The organism is Streptomyces marokkonensis, from assembly GCF_039539045.1.
GTDB classification, from domain to species: Bacteria; Actinomycetota; Actinomycetes; order Streptomycetales; family Streptomycetaceae; genus Streptomyces; species Streptomyces marokkonensis.
This window is the reverse complement of record NZ_BAABCQ010000037.1, coordinates 12,022-29,290: the sequence shown is the minus strand read 5'-3', so window position 1 is coordinate 29,290 and position 17,269 is coordinate 12,022. Positions and strand designations below refer to the sequence as shown.

Below are 17,269 nucleotides of genomic sequence, written 5' to 3'. Positions count from 1 at the left end.
CATGCAGAGCCCGCTTTTCGCCTACAACGACCAGCAGACCCAGGAAGCCTGGAGCCTGCAGAACAAGCACATGCTCCGCGTCGCCCTGGAAGGCCACGACGACGTGCTCGCCCGCAAGGGCACGATGGTCGCCTACCAGGGGCTCGTCGAGTTCGACGCCGAGTACCAGAGCAACAACCAGTCACGCTCGCGCGCGCACACGGGTGAGGGCCTCGACCTGATGCGCTGCCACGGGCAGGGCACGGTCTTCTTCGCCAACCTCGCCCAGTACATCCACGTGATGGAGGTCGACCAGGAGGGTCTCACCGTCGACAGCAGCTACGTGCTGGCGATGGACTCCTCCCTGCATCACGAGGTCATCGCGGTCGACAGCCTGTACGGCATCTCCGGCTCGGGGAAGTACCAGCTCAACATCACCGGCCGGGGCAAGGTCGCCCTGATGACCTCGGGCGCACCGCTGCTGATGCAGGTGACACCCGACAAGTACGTCAACTGCGACGCCGACGCGATCGTCGCCTGGTCCACCGGCCTGCGCGTGCAGATGCAGGCCCAGACGCACTCCTCCGGGGTGTGGCGGCGCCGCGGCAGCACCGGCGAGGGCTGGGAGCTCAGCTTCATGGGCAGCGGCTTCGCGCTCGTCCAGCCCAGCGAGCTGCTGCCGCCGCAGAACGCCCAGATCGGGCAGGGCGCCGCCGCGCAGTACGGCATGGGCCAGCAGGGTGCCCGCGGTCAGAACCAGGGGAACGTCTGGAGCTGAGCGCGGTCCGGTAGCGCGGCCCGGATGGCACAGTCCGGTGCGGCCCAGTGAAGCGCAGTCCGGTAAGGGGTGATCGCACAGGCGGTCACCCCTTACGGGTTCAGAGCCGGGCTCGAGCTGCCTCGAGCAGGCGTACGACCGAGTCGTCGGCCACGTCCGCGACCTCCGTGTACGGGAACCAGCGCAGGTCGAGGGACTCGTCACTGATCGCCTCCACGGCTCCCTCGGGAGCCACCGCCGCGTACTGGACGTCCAGGTGCCAGGCGCACGGCGTGTGGTGGCGGTCCAGCCGCACGGGGCCACCGGGCAGCAGGGTGAGTCCGGCGACGCCCGACTCCTCCGTGCCCTCGCGCAGGGCCGCCCTCGCCAGGGTCTCGTCGACCGGCTCGCAGTGGCCGCCCATCTGCAGCCACATGCGCAGCTTCTTGTGCAGGGTCAGCAGGACCCGCTCGCGCGGCGGGTCGATCACGAGGGCGCTCGCCGTGACGTGACCGTCCCCGCACGCCTTCCACAGGCCGTCCGGGTGCGTCGCGAGGTGGTCCAGGTAGACCTGGCGCAGTTCGTCCTGGCCCTCGTGGCCCTTCAGGACCAGGACCGCGTCGTCGTGGAGGCTCACTCGGCGTCGTCGCCCTTGCCCTCGCCCTCGCCGCCGGTCTCGTCCTGACCCTTCTCGTCCTTCTTCTTCGGGTCGGGCTTCTTCAGATCGGGCTTGCCCGCCGCCTCGCCGAGCATCTTGTCGAGCTCGGAGAAGTCGAGCTGCTCCCGGTGTACGAAGCCGTCCGGGTCGTCCAGGTCGGACGCGGTCGGCAGCATGTCCGGGTGGGCCCACAGGGCGTCCCGGCCGTCGACGCCGTGCGCGTCGGTCAGGGACGCCCACAGACGCGAGGCGTCGCGCAGGCGGCGTGGGCGCAGCTCCAGGCCGATGAGGGTGGCGAACGTCTGCTCCGCCGGGCCGCCCGAGGCGCGACGGCGGCGCAGCGTCTCGCGCAGCGCGTCGGCGGAGGACAGGCGCGGCTTGGCGGCGGCGTGCACCACCGCGTCCACCCAGCCCTCGACGAGCGCCAGTGCCGTCTCCAGACGCGCCAGGGCGGTCTTCTGCTCCGGGGTGTCCTCCGGCTGGAACATGCCCTGCTGGAGGGCTTCCTGCAGCTGTTCGGGATTCTGCGGGTCGAACTGGCCGACCACGTCCTCCAGCTTGGCCGTGTCGACCTTGATCCCACGGGCGTAGCCGTCGACCGCGCCGAACAGGTGCGAGCGCAGCCACGGCACGTGCGCGAAGAGGCGCTGGTGGGCGGCCTCACGCAGGGCGAGGTACAGCCGCACCTCCTCCTGGGACACGCCGAGGTCCTTGCCGAACGCCTCGATGTTCGTCGGCAGCAGCGCGGCCTTGCCGGCCGGGCCGAGCGGCAGGCCCACGTCCGTCGAGCCCACAACCTCGCCGGCGAGCACGCCGACGGCCTGCCCGATCTGCGTGCCGAACATGGCGCCACCCATGGAGCGCATCATGCCGATCAGCGGGCCGGCCATGGCCTGCATCTCCTCGGGCAGCACGTCGCCCATGGCGGTGCCGACACGCTCGGCGACCGGGTCCACGAGCTCCCGCCAGGCGGGCAGGGTCGCCTCGACCCACTCCGCCCGGCTCCAGGCCACCGCGGTGCCCGCGCCGGACGGCAGGGCGGTCGCGTCGTCCAGCCACAGGTCGGCCAGGCGGACGGCCTCCTGGACGGCGGTGCGGTCGGTGGGACCGATGCTGGCGTCCTTCGTGCCGTCCGGCGTGCCCTGGGAGACGGTCTGGCGGGCGATCTGCTTGGCCATGTCCCAGTTCACCGGGCCGCCCTCGTAGGAGAGCATCTGGCCCAGCTGCTGGAACGCGGCGCCCAGGTCGTTGGGGTTCATGGAACCGAACATGGCGGCGAACGGGTTGTCCGCACCGGGGCTGCCAAGGCCGCCGGCTCCGGGCCCGAATCCGAACGGGTTGGCCGGTCCCTGACCACCGCCGCCCTGCTGGTCCTTCTTCTTGCCCTCGTCGCCGTCGTCCGGCTCCTCCGGCGGAAGGCCGAATCCGAATGGGGTGTCACTCACGGGGTTCCTCGGCTGGTAGGGCCGCCGGTTCTTTCCGGCGGCACGGCTGCCCGACTTCACCACCCAGCGTAGACACCCGGGGCGGTTCGGGCCTCGGTGCTTCGCCGACTGACGGCCTGCGGCAGGATGGATGCCACCTGGTACGTACGCGTCGCTCGCGCCCGTACTGAAGACAACCGCTGGAGACGCCCGGTGAGTTCCCCAGATCCGCAGGTTCGCGCAGCGCGAAACCAGTCAACCAGTTCCGCCCGCCCCGGCGCGCGCGGACCCGTCGTCGCGGTCACCGGTGCCGCGTCCGGCGTCGGGGCGCTGCTCGCCGCGCGGCTCGCCGCATCCGACGAGGTCAGACAGGTCGTGGCCATCGACGAACGGCGCGGTGAGTGCGCGGCGGCACAGTGGCAGATCCTGGATGTACGGGACCCGGCCATCGCCGAGAAACTGCGCGGCGTGGACGTGGTCGTACACCTGGCGGTCGACCTCGATCTGGAGACCGACGCGGCCGCCCGGACGGCTTACAACGTCCGGGGGACACAGACCGTCCTGACCGCCGCCGCGGCGGCCGGCGTACGCCGTGTCGTGCTGTGCACCTCCGCGATGGTCTACGGCGCCCTCCCGGAGAACGAGCTGCCGCTGTCCGAGGACGCCGAGCTGCGTGCCACGGCGGAGGCCACCGGGGTCGGGGACCTGCTGGAGATCGAGCGGCTCGGGCGTCGCGCACCGCGCGCGCACCCCGGCCTCAATGTGACCGTCGTCCGGCCGGCGGTGCTGGTCGGAGGCATGGACACCGCGCTGACCAGGTACTTCGAGTCGCCTCGGCTGCTTGTTGTGGCCGGGTCGCGGCCTGCGTGGCAGTTCTGCCACGTCGACGACCTGTGCAGTGCCCTGGAGTACGCCGTGCTGGAGAAGGCCGACGGGGAACTGGCCGTCGGTTGCGACGGCTGGCTTGAGCAGGAGGAGGTCGAGGAGCTCAGCGGCATCCGGCGGATGGAGCTGCCGTCGGCGGTCGCGCTCGGCGCGGCGGCCCGGCTGCACCGCATCGGCCTGACCCCCTCCCCGGCCGGGGACCTGGCGTACACGATGTACCCCTGGGTGGTGAGCGGCAGCCGGCTGCACGATGCCGGATGGCGGCCGAAGTACACCAACGAGGCGGTGCTCGCGGAGCTGCTGGAGGAGGTCTCCGGGCGGCACACGGTCGCCGGGCGGCGGCTCGGGCGCAAGGACGCGACGGCGGCGGGAGCCGCTGGGGCGACGGTGGCGCTGCTGGGCGCGGCCGCGGTGGTGCGACGGGCGCGGAAGGTCCGGCGGCGGATCTGAGGTCCGGCGCCGAACCTGAGGCGGGCGCCGGGCCGGCCCTCCCGGGGCGCCTGCCTGCGCCCGCACGCCTGCCTGCGCCCGCACGCCAGGCTCCTGCCCGGGCGGGCGGGGCCCCTGCCCCTCACCGACGACCGTGAGGCGGCCCTGTAGGAGGCTCCAAAGAGGTACGCGTGCGTGCGGGGCGATAGCGCTATTCCGTGCCGTCCGTGCCGTGGGGCACGATGGGCGTATGGCAACCACGAACGACCACCCCGGTGAGCTGGCCGCGCCGGATCCCGTCAAGCTGATCGGAATGCGGGAGACGCCCCTCTCCGTGGACGAGGTCTTCCGGGCCGTCGGAGACGACGCGGCCGGCGGGACCGCGCTGTTCGTCGGAACGGTCCGCAACCACGACGGGGGGACCGACGTCGACCGGCTGGGGTACTCGTGCCACCCCAGTGCCGAGGCCGAGATGCGGCGGATCGCGGAGAAGGTCGTCGCGGAGTACCCCGTGCGGGCGCTCGCGGCGGTGCACCGGGTGGGGGACTTGGAGGTCGGGGATCTCGCCGTGGTCGTCGCCGTGTCCTGCCCGCACCGGGGCGAGGCCTTCGACGCCTGCCGGAAGCTGATCGACGACCTCAAGCACGAGGTGCCCATCTGGAAGCACCAGTCCTTCTCGGACGGGACCGAGGAGTGGGTCGGCGCGTGCTGAGAACCGCGCCGCTCCCGTGACTCCGGTTGCGTAACCGACCCCCCGGCGTGAGCGTTGTCACTGCGGATGGTTAATCTGCTGATCAGTCAGTCGCGGACGCTCATGGGTTGGGAGGTCGGCATGGCAGCGCTTGCCTGGTTGCTGATTCCGCTTGTGGCCGCTGTCGGCGCGGGCCTGTGGGGCAGTTGGGCCAACCGGACCCGCAGGGCACGGAGCGACGGGCCCGAACTGGACGGCTACGCCCGCTTCCGTGAGGCCATGGAGAAGCCCCGCACCGGGGCCTGATCGCACGGCCCATCCCTGACGGTGTTCTGACAGCCCCGTCCCGTACTGTCGTGCCATGCCACGCCGCACCGCGACGATGCTCGCCTCCACCCTGATGCTGATCGCGCTCCTGTGCGCGGGTGTGTTCATCCCCGTGCCGTATGCGGAGATGTCCCCGGGGCCGACGGTGAACACCCTTGGCGATCACGACGGCGAGTCGGTGCTGCAGATCGACGGGCGCGACACCTACGAGGCGAGCGGCCATCTGAACATGACCACCGTCCGGGTCACCAGTGCCGAGTACAGGATGAACCTCGTGGAGGCGGTCTACGGCTGGCTGGCGCACGACAACCGCGTGGTACCGCACGAGACCCTCTACCCGGACGGCAAGACCGAGGAAGAGGCCACTCAGGAGAACGCCGAGGAGTTCAGCCAGTCCCAGGAGAGCGCCAAGGTGGCCGCCCTCAAGGCACTCGACATCCCGGTGAAGTCCTGGGTGATCGTCTCCACGGTCGTCAAGGACTCACCGTCCGAGGGCAGGCTGCACGCCGGAGACGTGATCAAAGCAGTGGACGGCAAGACCGTCAGGAAGCCCGCGGACGTCGCCGAGCTGGTGACCGAGCACAAGCCCGGCCAGGACGTCGTCTTCACGATCGTGCCCGCCAAGGAGCAGGCCGCCGCGGAGAAGGAGGGCCGGACGCCCACCACGACCCAGGACGTCACGATCACCACCGGGACCTCCGACGACGCCGGGGACGAGCGCGCCGTCGTCGGGATCGCCGCCGGAACCGACCACACGTTCCCGTTCTCCATCGACATCAAGCTGGCCGATGTCGGTGGCCCGAGCGCCGGCCTGATGTTCGCCCTCGGCATCTACGACAAGCTCACGCCCGGCGACCTGACCGGCGGCAAGTTCGTCGCCGGCACCGGAACGATCGACGACAACGGCAAGGTCGGCCCCATCGGCGGCATCGGGATGAAGACCATCGGCGCACGCGACCAGGGGGCCCAGTACTTCCTGACGCCCGCCGACAACTGCGCGGCCGCCGCCGAGGACGTCCCCGACGGGCTCACCCTCGTGAAGGTGGACACCATCGACGACGCCCTCGGCGCGCTGACGGACATCCGCTCGGGCAAGACCTCGGACCTGCCGAAGTGCACGACCGGATGACTGGCCCGGTGACGGACCGGGCAGCCGGGTAGAGCCCCGCGGACCTACTCCTCGAAGGTCGCCGTCAGCGCCTGGGCCAGCCCCGGCACCAGGTCGGAGCCCGTGAGGACCTCCGTGGCGGCGTCCTTCTCCCGCAGCCGCAGGGCCGAGTCGCGGGCGCCGTCGCGCTGGACCGCGACCGTCATGCGGACCTCCTGGCGCTCGGGGTGCTCCGCCACCCACCGCGCCAGTCCGGTCTCGTCCAGGCCCTCGGGGACCTGGGCCTCGGCGGAGGGCGGCAGCATCAGGCGCTCCACGGCGAGGGCGCAGCCGACCACCGAGTCGGGCCAGGCGATGGTGCCCAGGAACTCGTCGAGCGGCTGGTCCGTTGGAATCTCGTCCTGCTCGATCGGGGTCAGGCCGGAGCTCTCCGGCTCGTCCGGCAGACCGAGCCGGTCGGCGAGCGAGGGCTGATCGGCCCTGAGACGTGCGGTGTCGACAAGTGCGAAGAGGCGTGCGGGCTGGTCCCAGCCCAGGCCGGAGACGTACTCGTCGATCTCGAGTACGGCCCGGGTGAGGGGGTTCGCTGCCATGGGGGTGTTGGACATGGTCACAATCCTGCCTCGTTGGTAGCCCGAATCGGGAACCGAGTAAACGATGAGTAAGTTGCATAGGTGTGGGCCCACGATCACGGGGGCGCACGGGTGGCCCACGAACCCGAGGGCCTGACGGATCAACAGCGAACTTCGAGGTGCGCACCTTGGCTTTCCAGATGCCGGACCGCGGCGGAGGCCCCCCGACGGGGCCGCGGATCAGAGTGGGCCGCCCGTCCCGGCGTGTCCGAACCCTGCTGATGACACTTGGTGTCCTGGCCGTGCTCGCCATGGTGTTCACCATGTTCGCGGGATTCTGGACGGACTGGTTGTGGTATCGGTCGGTCCACTACTCGTCGGTGTTCACCACGACCCTGTGGACCAAGATCGGTCTCTTCTTCGTCTTCGGTCTGCTGATGGCGCTCGCCGTCGGGTTCAACATCTGGCTGGCCCACCGGCTGCGGCCGCCGCTGAGCGCCATGTCGATGGAGCAGCAGAACCTCGACCGGTACCGGATGGGCATCGCCCCGTACAAGAAGTGGCTGCTGATCGGGATCACCGCCCTGGTCGGTCTGATCGCCGGCGCCTCGGCGTCCGGTCAGTGGCGGACCTGGCTGATGTGGGTCAACGGTGTGCCCTTCGGGCAGAAGGACCCCCAGTTCAAGCTGGACGTCTCCTTCTACGCCTTCGACCTGCCCTGGTACCGGTTCCTGCTCGGCTTCGGCTTCGCCGCCGTGATCATCTCCGTGATCGCCGCCGCGGTCACCCACTACCTGTACGGCGGGCTCCGCGTCACCAGCCCGGGTGCGCGTGCCACGGCCGCGGCCACCGGGCACCTGTCGGTGCTCATCGGCGTCTTCGTCGCCCTCAAGGCGGTCGCCTACTGGCTCGACCGGTACGGGCTGGCGGTGAAGTCCAGCGACTTCAAGGCGACCGACAGCTGGACCGGCCTGAGGTACGTCGACGCCAACGCCTACCTGCCGGCCAAGACGATCCTGTTCTGCATCGCCGTCATCTGCGCGCTGCTGTTCTTCGCCACCCTGTGGCGTCGCACCTGGCAGCTGCCCGTGATCGGCTTCGGTCTGATGGTGCTCTCCGCGATCCTCATCGGCGGCCTGTACCCGGCACTGGTCCAGAAGTTCCAGGTCCAGCCGAACGAGCAGGCCAAGGAGGCACCGTACGTCCAGAAGAACCTCAAGGCGACGCGCGAGGCCTACGGCATCGAGGGCACCCAGGTCACCGAGTACCCGGGCGTGAGCGAGACCAAGGACAAGACCAAGCTCCGTGACGACGTGGACGCCGCCGCGTCCATCCGGATCATGGACCCCAACGTCATCTCGCCGACGTTCCAGCAGCTCCAGCAGATGCGGAACTACTACGCGTTCCCGAACAACCTGGACGTCGACCGCTACGCCAAGGACGGCAAGGACCAGGACACGGTCATCGGTCTGCGCGAGCTGAACCTGGCCGGCATCCCGAAGAAGAACTGGATCAACAACCACTTCCGCTACACCCACGGCTACGGCGTGGTCGCGGCCAAGGGCACCGAGGTCGATGCCGAGGGCCGCCCGGTCTTCACCGAGTCCAACCTGCCGTCCGAGGGCGACCTCGGCGAGTACGAGCAGCGGATCTACTACGGCGAGAAGACCACCACGTACTCGATCGTCGGCGGTCCCCAGAAGGAGATCGACTACTCCGACGACAGCGGGGAGAAGACGTTCAGCTACAAGGGTGACGGCGGGGTCGACCTGTCCAACGCCGTCAACCGGGCGGCATACGCGGCCGCGTTCGGCGAGCCGCAGATCCTCTACTCCGGCGCGATCGGTGAGGGCTCGCGGATCCTGTACAACCGCACGCCCAAGGAGCGCCTCGAGGCGGTCGCCCCGTGGCTGACCATCGACGGCGACGCCTACCCGGCGGTGGTGGACGGCCGTATCCAGTGGATCGTGGACGCGTACACGACGACGAACGGTTATCCGTACGCCTCCCGTACGACGCTGGGCGACACGACGGCCGACTCCCTGACCGCGGCCAACGACCAGCGTGCGGTGGTGGCCCAGCAGAACCAGGTCAACTACATCCGCAACTCCGTGAAGGCGACCGTCGACGCGTACAGCGGTGACGTGAAGCTCTACCAGTGGGACACCGAGGATCCGGTCCTGAAGACCTGGATGAAGGCGTTCCCGGACACGGTGCAGGACAAGGGCGAGATCTCCGACGAGCTGATGGCGCATCTGCGTTATCCGCAGGACCTGTTCAAGGTCCAGCGCGAGCTGCTCACGCGCTACCACGTGAAGGACGCCAACACGTTCCTCAGCGGCAGCGAGGTGTGGCAGGTGCCGGACGACCCGACCAACAAGTCGGGCGACGCGGTACCGCCGTACTACCTGAGCATGAAGATGCCCGACCAGGACAAGCAGGCGTTCTCGCTCACGACGACGTTCACGCCCAACGGACGTGACAACCTCAGCGCGTTCATGGCGGTCGACGCCGAGGCGGGGACGGAGGGCTACGGCAAGATCAGAATTCTGAAGCTGCCGACGAGTACGACCGTCAACGGACCCAAGCAGGTCCAGAGCCAGTTGAACTCCGAGCAGGACATCGCCGAGACCATCAGGCTGCTGAGAGGCGGCGACTCGGAGGTCGAGTACGGCAATCTGCTGACGGTGCCGCTCGACGGCGGACTGCTGTACGTGGAGCCGGTCTACGTACGCGGTGGCGACCTCAAGTACCCGTTGCTGCGCAAGGTACTGGTCAGCTACGGGGGCGCCACCGCCTTCGAGGACACACTCGACGAGGCGCTGGCCAAGGTCTTCGGGGAAGCGACGGAGGAGGGCACCACCGAGCCGCCACCCGACGAGGGCGAGGACACGACGGAGCCGCCGCCGACGTCCACCAACCCGACGGTGCGGGAAGCGCTGGGTGACGCGCAGGAGGCCTTCGAGGCCGGCCAGAAGGCCCTGGAGCAGAAGGACCTGGCCGCGTACGCGGATGCCCAGAAGGACCTGGAGGAGGCCCTGCGGCGCGCCGAGGAGGCGCAGTCCAAGGCCGACGAGAGCGCCGGCGGCAAGAACGGTGACGGCAAGACCGGGGACCAGGCCGGGGAGAAGACCGGGGACAAGGCCGGGGACGGCAAGTCCAGTCCGAGTTCCACCCCGGCCGGAGCCTCCGGTGGAGGCGCGGACAGCGGCTGACCCCGCTGCTTCGAGCCGGGCGTTCGAGCTGGTCAAAGCCCATCCCGCGCCGTGCTAGGGTTGTGAACACAACGGCGCGGGGTGGAGCAGCTCGGTAGCTCGCTGGGCTCATAACCCAGAGGTCGCAGGTTCAAATCCTGTCCCCGCTACTGAAGTCGTGAGCTACGTGCGAACGACAAACAAAGGCCCGGATTCCTTTTGGAATCCGGGCCTTTGTGATGTGCGAACGCATGTGTCGGCGGGTCTACGGCCGCGCCACCAAGGGGAGTTGGGGAGATCTGTGTTTGACTTGTCTCCCTGTGGGCATGTCGACAAAACGCTGAAGTGACCTCACTGGCTGCGGTATACCGGATGTACCCAGGTTGCAGGTGGTGCGACGATGGACGTTATGGGGGACATGGTAAATCTGTTCGGGACAGGGCGTTTTGCCCAGCCGTCCGGTCAGGAGGAGAGCGCGGACGAGGCCCAGGAAGCCGCCGACGAGGCTGCCGAGGAAGTACGCAGGCGACTCGCCGCCGACGCCGGTGACGTCGAGGCGATGAGCGTCCTCGGTGCGATGCTGCTGCGCCGCGGCGACTTCGACGGGGCCGAGTCCCACCTGCGTGCCGCCACCGCGGCCGGTGACCGGGCCGCCGCCAACAACCTGGGCGTCCTGCTGCACCAGCGCGGGTACGCCGACGACGCCGCCGGATGGTGGCGGATCGCCGCCGTCGCCGGGTCCGCGGCGGCCGCCCACGCCCTGGGACGGCACTTCCGCGAGCGAGGGGACGAGCCCGCCGCCGAGTACTGGCTGTGCCAGTCCGCCGAGCAGGGCCATGTGCTGGGCGCCTACGCGCTCGCCGACCTGCTGGAGCACCGCGGTGACGGCGCCGGGTCCGAGCGGTGGATGCGGGCCGCGGCCGAGCGGGGGCACCGGGAGGCCGCCTACCGGCTGGCCCGGACGCTCGACAGAAGCGCCCGGCCCTACCGTAACGGCGGTGACCGTGCGCGGCCCCCCGCGGCCGACGAGGCCGAACAGTGGTACCGGCAGGCCGCCGCCCGCGGCCACCGGCGGGCCGCACTGCACCTCGGGACGATCCTGGAGAGGCGGGGCGAACTCAAGGAGGCCGGCCGCTGGTACCTCACGTCCGCCAAGGACGGTGAGCCCCGCGCGGCCTGCGCGCTCGGCTTCCTGCTGCGCGACGCAGGGGACACGGAGAGCGCGGCCGTGTGGTGGCTGAGGGCCGCGCAGGACGGCGACGGCAACGCCGCCAACGCGCTGGGCGCACTGCACGCCGAGCGCGGCGAGACCCAGACCGCCGAGCGCTGGTACCGGGCCGCCATGGACGCCGGGGACGACAACGGGGCCTACAACCTCGGGCTGCTCTGCGCCGAACAAGGGCGCACCACGCAGGCCGAGCAGTGGTACCGGCGGGCCGCGTACGCCGGACACCGGGAGGCCTCCAACGCGCTGGCCATCCTGCTGCTGCGCGGCGGGGACGAGACCGGCGCCGAGCCGTGGTTCTCCAAGGCCGCCGAAGCGGGCAGCGTCGACGCCGCGTTCAACCTCGGGATCCTGCACGCCGGACGGGGTGAGGAGCGGGCGGCGCTGCGCTGGTACGAGGGAGCCGCCGCTGCCGGGCACACCGAGGCGGCGCTGCAGGTCGGGATGGCGCGCCTGCGTGACGGGGACGAGCGCGAGGCCGAGCGGTTCCTGCGATGTGCGGCGGGGGGCGGCAGCGCGGAGGCCGCGTACCGCCTGGCGACGGTGCTCGACGCGCGCCGCCCGCCCGCGCCCGCGCACGAGCTGGGCGAGACGGCGCAGGAGAAGTCCGAGTGCGAGGAGTGGTACGAGCGGGCGGCCTCCCAGGGGCACCGGCGGGCCCAGGTGAGGGTCGGGATGCTGGCCGCCGCGCGGGGCGACGTGGTGGAGGCGGCGCGGTGGTACCGGGAGGCCGCCGAGGCCGGTTCCCGCAACGGCGCCTTCAACCTGGGGCTGTTGCTCGCCCGGGAGGGGAGCGATCCGGAGGCCGTCGTGTGGTGGCGCCGGGCGGCCGACGCCGGGCACGGACGGGCGGCGCTGCGGCTGGCGCTGGTCTGCGCGCGGCGGGGGGACCTGGCCGAGGGGCAGCGGTGGGCCGACCGGGCGGTGTCGCTGGGGCCGGTGGAGGTGGGGGAGCGGGCGGCCCGATTGCGGGACGCGTTGCGGCAGGAGCTGTCGGCGTGACCGCCGCGCTGGGCCAGGGTGCCTTCTTCGGGGCGACGGCGTAGGCGCAGGGCGGGGGCGGGTCGCGCGGTCCGACGCCGGCGCGGTGCCGGTGCGCCCCGACCCCGTGCGGCCAGTGGGGGGCCTCCCCGGCGAGGCCCCCCGTGCCCGTGGCTGGCGGAAGCGATTTGCTTCTGGTCGTGGGGTTGCGTAATGTTCCATTCATCGACGCGGGGTGGAGCAGCTCGGTAGCTCGCTGGGCTCATAACCCAGAGGTCGCAGGTTCAAATCCTGTCCCCGCTACTGAAGGCCGAGGGTCGGAATCCGAAAGGGTTCCGGCCCTCGGTGCGTTGGCCGTTCACCATCCGTTCACCGGGTTCGCGGCGCCCACGCGAAAGCCCCGGCACTCATCGGTGCCGGGGCTTTCGTGCGAGTGGAAGCGTCTGCGCCCGGAAGGCGTCTGCGACGGGAAGGCCCTATGCCGCCGCGCAGTTCGGGCAGGTGCCGCGGTAGGTCACCTCGACGTCCGAGACGGAGAAGCCGAAGCGCTCCGAGTCGGGAAGGTCGGCCAGTGGGTTGCCGACCGGGTGGACGTCCCGGATCGCGCCGCACTGGGCGCAGACCAGGTGGTGGTGCGGCTGGTGCGCGTTCGGGTCGTACCGCTTGGCGCGCTTGTCCGTCGCGACTTCCAGGACCTCACCGAGTGAGACCAGCTCGCCCAGGGTGTTGTAGACGGTCGCCCGAGAGATCTCGGGGAGCTTGCCCACGGCCCTGGCGTGCACCTCGTCGGCCGTCAGGTGGACGTGTTCGCCGTCGAGGACCTCGGCCACGACGCGTCGCTGCGCGGTCATGCGCCAGCCGCGTCCACGCAGCCGTTCCAGTAGGTCACTCATACAGACCAGCCTAGCAGCAGGGGGACCCAGGTCCCGAACGTGTGTGACTTTGGAATCTTGCTTGACTTAGACATTGTCCATTGTAGGATCGGTAGCGGCATTAGCCAAGGGACAGGTTTTGCAGGATTGGCGCAGGAGGCGTACGTGACTCAGGGACCGCTCACTACGGAGGCCGGGGCACCGGTAGCCGACAACCAGAACAGTGAGACCGCGGGCGTCGGCGGCCCCGTGCTCGTGCAGGACCAGCTCCTGCTGGAGAAGCTGGCCCACTTCAACCGTGAGCGCATCCCGGAGCGTGTGGTGCACGCCCGCGGCGCCGGCGCCTACGGCACCTTCACGGTTACCGCCGATGTCACCAAGTACACCCGGGCGAAGTTCCTGTCCGAGGTCGGCAAGGAGACGGAGGCCTTCCTCCGCTTCTCGACCGTGGCCGGCAACCTGGGCGCGGCGGACGCCGTCCGTGACCCGCGCGGCTTCGCGCTGAAGTTCTACACCGAAGAGGGCAACTACGACCTCGTCGGCAACAACACGCCGGTGTTCTTCATTCGGGACGCCATCAAGTTCCCGGACTTCATCCACACCCAGAAGCGCGACCCCTACACGGGTTCGACGGAGATGGACAACGTCTGGGACTTCTGGGGCCTGTCGCCGGAGTCGACGCACCAGGTGACCTGGCTGTTCGGTGACCGCGGCATCCCGGCGTCGTACCGCCACATGGACGGCTTCGGCTCGCACACGTTCCAGTGGAACAACGAGGCCGGCGAGGCCTTCTGGGTCAAGTACCACTTCAAGACCGACCAGGGCATCAAGTGCCTCACGCAGGCCGAGGCCGACAAGCTCGCCGGTGAGGACCCCGACTCCCACCAGCGTGACCTGCGTCAGGCCATCGAGCGCGGCGACTTCCCGTCCTGGACCGTCGGCGTGCAGATCATGCCCGTCGCCGAGGCCGCGAAGTACCGCTTCAACCCGTTCGACCTGACCAAGGTGTGGCCGCACGCGGACTATCCGGTCATCGAGTTCGGCAAGCTGGAGCTCAACCGCAACCCGGAGAACGTCTTCGCCGAGGTCGAGCAGTCGATCTTCTCCCCGGCGCACTTCGTGCCCGGCATCGGCCCGTCCCCGGACAAGATGCTCCAGGGCCGCCTGTTCGGCTACGGCGACGCCCACCGCTACCGCGTCGGCATCAACGCCGACCACCTGCCGGTGAACCGTCCGCACGCCACCGAGGCGCGCACCAACTCCCGTGACGGCTACCTGTACGACGGCCGCCACAAGGGCGCGAAGAACTACGAGCCGAACAGTTTCGGCGGCCCGTTCCAGACGGACAAGCCCCTGTGGCAGCCGTCCGCGGTCTCGGGTGCCACCGGCGAGACCGTGACCCCGTCGCACGCCGAGGACAACGACTTCGTCCAGGCGGGCAACCTCTACCGGCTCATGACGGACGAGGAGAAGGAGCGGCTGATCAACAACCTGGCCGGCGCCCTCTCCGGCGTTTCGCGCGACGACATCATCGAGCGCGCGATCAACAACTTCCGTCAGGCCGACGGTGACTTCGGCAAGCGGCTGGAGGCCGCGGTCCAGGCCCTGCGCGGCTGACGTCCAGCACTGGACCGCTTGTCGTAGCGGCGGGCCGGATCCCCGGGGACGGGGGTCCGGCCCGTTCGACATGTCGGCGGAGGTGCCACCAGGTGTGCCACCTCCGAGCGCCGTGGGCCGTGTTGGTGTGCCGTCGGGCGGATGGCGTCAGGCGGTCACCGCCGGTGCCGCGTGCGGCGACCGCTCCGGTGCCCAGCACCGGATGATGTCGCGGACCGAGACGATGCCTGCGGGCTCGCCGCGTTCGAGGACGATGAGGTGGCGGAAGCCGCCGTGCGCCATCGCCCGGGCCGCCTCCTCCACGGTCCAGGACGGTGCGGCGAACACGACGTCGGTGGTGGTGTGGGCGTGGGCGCGTTCGGTGTCCGGGTCCTGGCCCAGGCCCACGGAGACCAGGACGTCGCGTTCGGTGAGGATGCCGATGCCGCCGGCGTCGGGGTCGTGCACCACGGCCGCTCCGACGCGGCGCGCGGACATCAGGGCGGCGGCCTGGCGGAGGGTGTGGGCGGGGCCGATGGTGAGGACGACCGTACTCATGGCTTCGCGGACGAGCATGGGTGGAGCCACCTCCTGCCGGTGATCCATGAGCTGGTTCATGGATTCACAAGTTCACAAGTGAGGGCTCTCAGAGTGGCAGGCAAAGCACGGGTCAACAAGGGGTGCGTCGGGGGCACGCGAAGGGCGTGCGGGGGGCGCCAGGAAGGCGCTCAGTAGCGCTGGTTGAGGTACCCGAGGAGTTCGTCGTGGAGTCGGCCGTTCGACGCGGCCGCGTTGCCGCTGTTCGGGCCGGGCCGGCCGTCGAGGCCGGTGAAGGTGCCGCCGGCCTCCGTGACGATGATCGAGTTCGCGGCCATGTCCCAGAGGGAGAGCTCGGGTTCGGCACAGATGTCGACCGAGCCCTCGGCGACCATCATGTACGGCCAGAAGTCGCCGTACGCGCGCGTCCGCCACACCTCGCGGGTCAGGTCGAGGAAGCCGTCGAGCCGGCCCTGTTCCTCCCAGCCTTGAAGCGAGGAGTACGCGAAGGAGGCGTCGGAGAGCTCCGAGACCTGGGAGACGCGCAGCCGGGAGGCCGAGGTCAGGCTGCGGCCGGTGAAAGCACCGTGGTCCTTCACCGCCCACCAGCGACGGCCGAGCGCCGGGGCGGAGACGAGGCCGACGACGGGCTGGTAGCCGCCCTCCCCCGCCTCTGTGAGGGAGATGAGGGTCGCCCAGACGGGGACGCCGCGCACGTAGTTCTTGGTGCCGTCGATCGGGTCGATGATCCAGCGGCGGGGGCCGGTGCCCTCGACGCCGTACTCCTCGCCGAGGACCGCGTCGCGGGGGCGGGCGCGGGAGAGGTGGCCGCGGATGAGCTCCTCGGCGGCCTTGTCCGCCTCGCTCACCGGGGTCATGTCCGGCTTGGTCTCGACCTTCAGGTCGAGGGCCTTGAAGCGTTCCATCGTCGCGGCGTCGGCGGCGTCCGCGAGGACGTGGGCGAGGCGGAGGTCGTCAAGGTAGTCGGGCATGCCGTCACGGTATCTGCCGGAGACGGGGCGGGGCTACCAGGGCTTTGGCGGGCTGGAGCGCGGTCCCGGGAGTGAGTGGTGGTGACGGGCGGGTGTGCGGGCCGGTGTTGGTGTGGTGCGTGGGTCCGGCGGTGCCGGGTGGAGGTGGGGCCGCGGACCGGCGTGGCGGAGTGCCGCCGCATCGACGAATCGCGGCCCTCAGGGCGGCGCGAGGGCTCTTGACAGTGCTCCCACACCCGTCAAATCTGGGCAGCAAGTCGCTTGGGGTGTCGTTCGGATCGCCGAGGCCGTGGGATCGCAAGGCGCCGTTCTCCGGCGCCGACCTGATCCGTAGGACACCCCCTGGGCCCGAGGGAGGCGATGGTGCCTGCAGCCCGGGAATCCCTGCTCGATGCCGCCTGCACCGCGTTGGCGCGTCGGCCGTGGTCCGCTGTGCGGATGGTGGACGTGGCGGCGGCGGCCGGGGTGTCCCGGCAGACGCTGTACAACGAGTTCGGGAGCAAGGAGGGCCTCGCCCGGGCGCTCGTCCGCAGGGAGGCGGACGGGTACCTGGCCGGCGTGGAGCGTGCGCTTGCCGACGGCCCCGGTGACTCCCGCGAACGGCTCACCGCGACCGCCGAGTGGACCGCGTCCGCCGCTCGCGGGAACGCGCTGGTGCGGGCCATGCTCACCGGCTGTTGGAGCGAACGGCTGCCCTCTCCGGCCCTGGCGGCGGTGCCGTCCTCCTCGGCCGTGCCGGCCCAGCGCCGCGCCGACGGCCCGCTGCCCTCGCCCGGCGACTTCGTCGCCCTCGTCCGTGACCGTGCCGTGGCCGCACTGAAGGTCTCGGACACGCTCCCGGACGTCACCGAGCTGGCCCGTTCCTGCGAACTGGCCGTGCGTCTCGCCCTGTCCTGCGTCGCGGCGCCACCTGCCGAGGGCGGGGTGGCGGAACTCGTACGCACCGCCCTGCCGCGCGGGCTGACGGCGTAGCGGCGACCGCGCCGGACCGCGCCGGACCGCGCCGGACCGCGCCGGACCGCGCCGGACCGCGCCGGACCGC

At 70.6% G+C, this 17,269-nt stretch carries 15 protein-coding genes and 2 tRNA genes; 11 read left to right on the top strand and 6 right to left on the bottom strand.

Going from position 1 to position 17,269, the window contains the following annotated elements; genetic code table 11:
• Position 1: 1 nt before the first annotated feature.
• A complete protein-coding gene (locus tag ABEA26_RS12260; protein WP_345591871.1) occupies positions 2-757 on the top strand; it encodes an AIM24 family protein in 756 nt (251 codons plus the stop codon).
• Positions 758-857: 100 nt separating this feature from the next.
• Here the strand turns inward: ABEA26_RS12260 and ABEA26_RS12255 are convergent, their stop codons facing one another.
• Together ABEA26_RS12255 and ABEA26_RS12250 are read right to left on the bottom strand one after the other, a co-directional pair.
• Positions 858-1,373: an NUDIX hydrolase gene (locus ABEA26_RS12255; RefSeq protein WP_345591869.1), complete on the bottom strand. Its 516-nt coding sequence runs from the start codon at positions 1,371-1,373 to the stop codon at positions 858-860.
• A complete protein-coding gene (locus ABEA26_RS12250) occupies positions 1,370-2,839 on the bottom strand; it encodes a zinc-dependent metalloprotease (protein WP_345591867.1) in 1,470 nt (489 codons plus the stop codon). The genes ABEA26_RS12255 and ABEA26_RS12250 overlap by 4 nt, the downstream gene beginning before the upstream one ends.
• A 192-nt stretch (positions 2,840-3,031) precedes the next feature.
• Here ABEA26_RS12250 and ABEA26_RS12245 point away from each other — a divergent pair, with 192 nt between their 5' ends.
• The 4 genes from ABEA26_RS12245 (at position 3,032) to ABEA26_RS12230 (ending at position 6,279) form a co-directional block, all read left to right on the top strand.
• Positions 3,032-4,153, top strand: a complete 1,122-nt coding sequence (locus tag ABEA26_RS12245; RefSeq protein WP_345591866.1) for an SDR family oxidoreductase — start codon at positions 3,032-3,034, stop codon at positions 4,151-4,153.
• 229 nt (positions 4,154-4,382) lie between these two features.
• Entirely contained in the window at positions 4,383-4,844 is a 462-nt protein-coding gene (locus tag ABEA26_RS12240) for a molybdenum cofactor biosynthesis protein MoaE (RefSeq protein WP_345591864.1), read from the top strand.
• A gap of 120 nt (positions 4,845-4,964) precedes the next feature.
• A complete protein-coding gene (locus ABEA26_RS12235; RefSeq protein ID WP_202557768.1) occupies positions 4,965-5,129 on the top strand; it encodes a hypothetical protein in 165 nt (54 codons plus the stop codon).
• 55 nt (positions 5,130-5,184) lie between these two features.
• The gene (locus tag ABEA26_RS12230) at positions 5,185-6,279 is read left to right on the top strand and encodes a YlbL family protein (RefSeq protein ID WP_345591858.1); all 1,095 of its coding nucleotides are present in this window, start codon (positions 5,185-5,187) and stop codon (positions 6,277-6,279) included.
• A 44-nt stretch (positions 6,280-6,323) separates the two neighbouring features.
• Here the strand turns inward: ABEA26_RS12230 and ABEA26_RS12225 are convergent, their stop codons facing one another.
• On the bottom strand, positions 6,324-6,866 hold the full coding sequence (locus tag ABEA26_RS12225; RefSeq protein ID WP_345591857.1) for a PPA1309 family protein: 543 nt from the start codon (positions 6,864-6,866) through the stop codon (positions 6,324-6,326).
• A 164-nt stretch (positions 6,867-7,030) separates the two neighbouring features.
• On the opposite strand from ABEA26_RS12225, the gene ABEA26_RS12220 reads away from it, so the two are divergent.
• The 4 genes from ABEA26_RS12220 (at position 7,031) to ABEA26_RS12205 (ending at position 12,533) form a co-directional block, all read left to right on the top strand.
• Complete coding sequence (locus ABEA26_RS12220; protein WP_345591901.1) at positions 7,031-10,045, top strand: UPF0182 family membrane protein; 3,015 nt, start codon at positions 7,031-7,033, stop codon at positions 10,043-10,045.
• 75 nt (positions 10,046-10,120) lie between these two features.
• Positions 10,121-10,194, top strand: a tRNA-Met gene (locus ABEA26_RS12215).
• A 239-nt stretch (positions 10,195-10,433) separates the two neighbouring features.
• Positions 10,434-12,251, top strand: coding sequence for a tetratricopeptide repeat protein (locus ABEA26_RS12210; protein WP_425587823.1), 1,818 nt, complete (start codon positions 10,434-10,436; stop codon positions 12,249-12,251).
• 208 nt (positions 12,252-12,459) lie between these two features.
• Positions 12,460-12,533 (top strand) — tRNA-Met (locus ABEA26_RS12205).
• Positions 12,534-12,706: 173 nt separating this feature from the next.
• Here ABEA26_RS12205 and ABEA26_RS12200 read toward each other — a convergent pair.
• Positions 12,707-13,123 (bottom strand): Fur family transcriptional regulator, encoded by a 417-nt coding sequence (locus ABEA26_RS12200; RefSeq protein WP_279559876.1) that lies wholly within the window; start codon positions 13,121-13,123, stop codon positions 12,707-12,709.
• 144 nt (positions 13,124-13,267) lie between these two features.
• Here ABEA26_RS12200 and ABEA26_RS12195 point away from each other — a divergent pair, with 144 nt between their 5' ends.
• Positions 13,268-14,719, top strand: a complete 1,452-nt coding sequence (locus ABEA26_RS12195) for a catalase (protein WP_345591854.1) — start codon at positions 13,268-13,270, stop codon at positions 14,717-14,719.
• A 147-nt stretch (positions 14,720-14,866) separates the two neighbouring features.
• Here ABEA26_RS12195 and ABEA26_RS12190 read toward each other — a convergent pair whose 3' ends face one another.
• Positions 14,867-15,274 (bottom strand): CBS domain-containing protein, encoded by a 408-nt coding sequence (locus ABEA26_RS12190; RefSeq protein WP_345591850.1) that lies wholly within the window; start codon positions 15,272-15,274, stop codon positions 14,867-14,869.
• 152 nt (positions 15,275-15,426) lie between these two features.
• Positions 15,427-16,227: a histidinol-phosphatase gene (hisN, locus tag ABEA26_RS12185; RefSeq protein WP_345591848.1), complete on the bottom strand. Its 801-nt coding sequence runs from the start codon at positions 16,225-16,227 to the stop codon at positions 15,427-15,429.
• A 360-nt stretch (positions 16,228-16,587) separates the two neighbouring features.
• On the opposite strand from hisN, the gene ABEA26_RS12180 reads away from it, so the two are divergent.
• Complete coding sequence (locus ABEA26_RS12180; protein WP_345591846.1) at positions 16,588-17,199, top strand: TetR/AcrR family transcriptional regulator; 612 nt, start codon at positions 16,588-16,590, stop codon at positions 17,197-17,199.
• Positions 17,200-17,269: the final 70 nt, after the last annotated feature.

What these genes read in the sequence shown, in the direction of transcription:
- ABEA26_RS12260 (WP_345591871.1), top strand. Translation starts at nt 2, where the DNA reads ATGCAGAGCCCGCTTTTCGCCTACAACGACCAGCAGACCCAGGAAGCC.
- ABEA26_RS12240 (WP_345591864.1), top strand. Translation starts at nt 4,383, where the DNA reads ATGGCAACCACGAACGACCACCCCGGTGAGCTGGCCGCGCCGGATCCC.
- ABEA26_RS12235 (WP_202557768.1), top strand. Translation starts at nt 4,965, where the DNA reads ATGGCAGCGCTTGCCTGGTTGCTGATTCCGCTTGTGGCCGCTGTCGGC.
- ABEA26_RS12230 (WP_345591858.1), top strand. Translation starts at nt 5,185, where the DNA reads ATGCCACGCCGCACCGCGACGATGCTCGCCTCCACCCTGATGCTGATC.
- ABEA26_RS12225 (WP_345591857.1), bottom strand. Translation starts at nt 6,866, where the DNA reads ATGTCCAACACCCCCATGGCAGCGAACCCCCTCACCCGGGCCGTACTC.
- ABEA26_RS12220 (WP_345591901.1), top strand. Translation starts at nt 7,031, where the DNA reads ATGCCGGACCGCGGCGGAGGCCCCCCGACGGGGCCGCGGATCAGAGTG.
- ABEA26_RS12210 (WP_425587823.1), top strand. Translation starts at nt 10,434, where the DNA reads ATGGGGGACATGGTAAATCTGTTCGGGACAGGGCGTTTTGCCCAGCCG.
- ABEA26_RS12200 (WP_279559876.1), bottom strand. Translation starts at nt 13,123, where the DNA reads ATGAGTGACCTACTGGAACGGCTGCGTGGACGCGGCTGGCGCATGACC.
- ABEA26_RS12190 (WP_345591850.1), bottom strand. Translation starts at nt 15,274, where the DNA reads ATGCTCGTCCGCGAAGCCATGAGTACGGTCGTCCTCACCATCGGCCCC.
- hisN (WP_345591848.1), bottom strand. Translation starts at nt 16,227, where the DNA reads ATGCCCGACTACCTTGACGACCTCCGCCTCGCCCACGTCCTCGCGGAC.
- ABEA26_RS12180 (WP_345591846.1), top strand. Translation starts at nt 16,588, where the DNA reads ATGGTGCCTGCAGCCCGGGAATCCCTGCTCGATGCCGCCTGCACCGCG.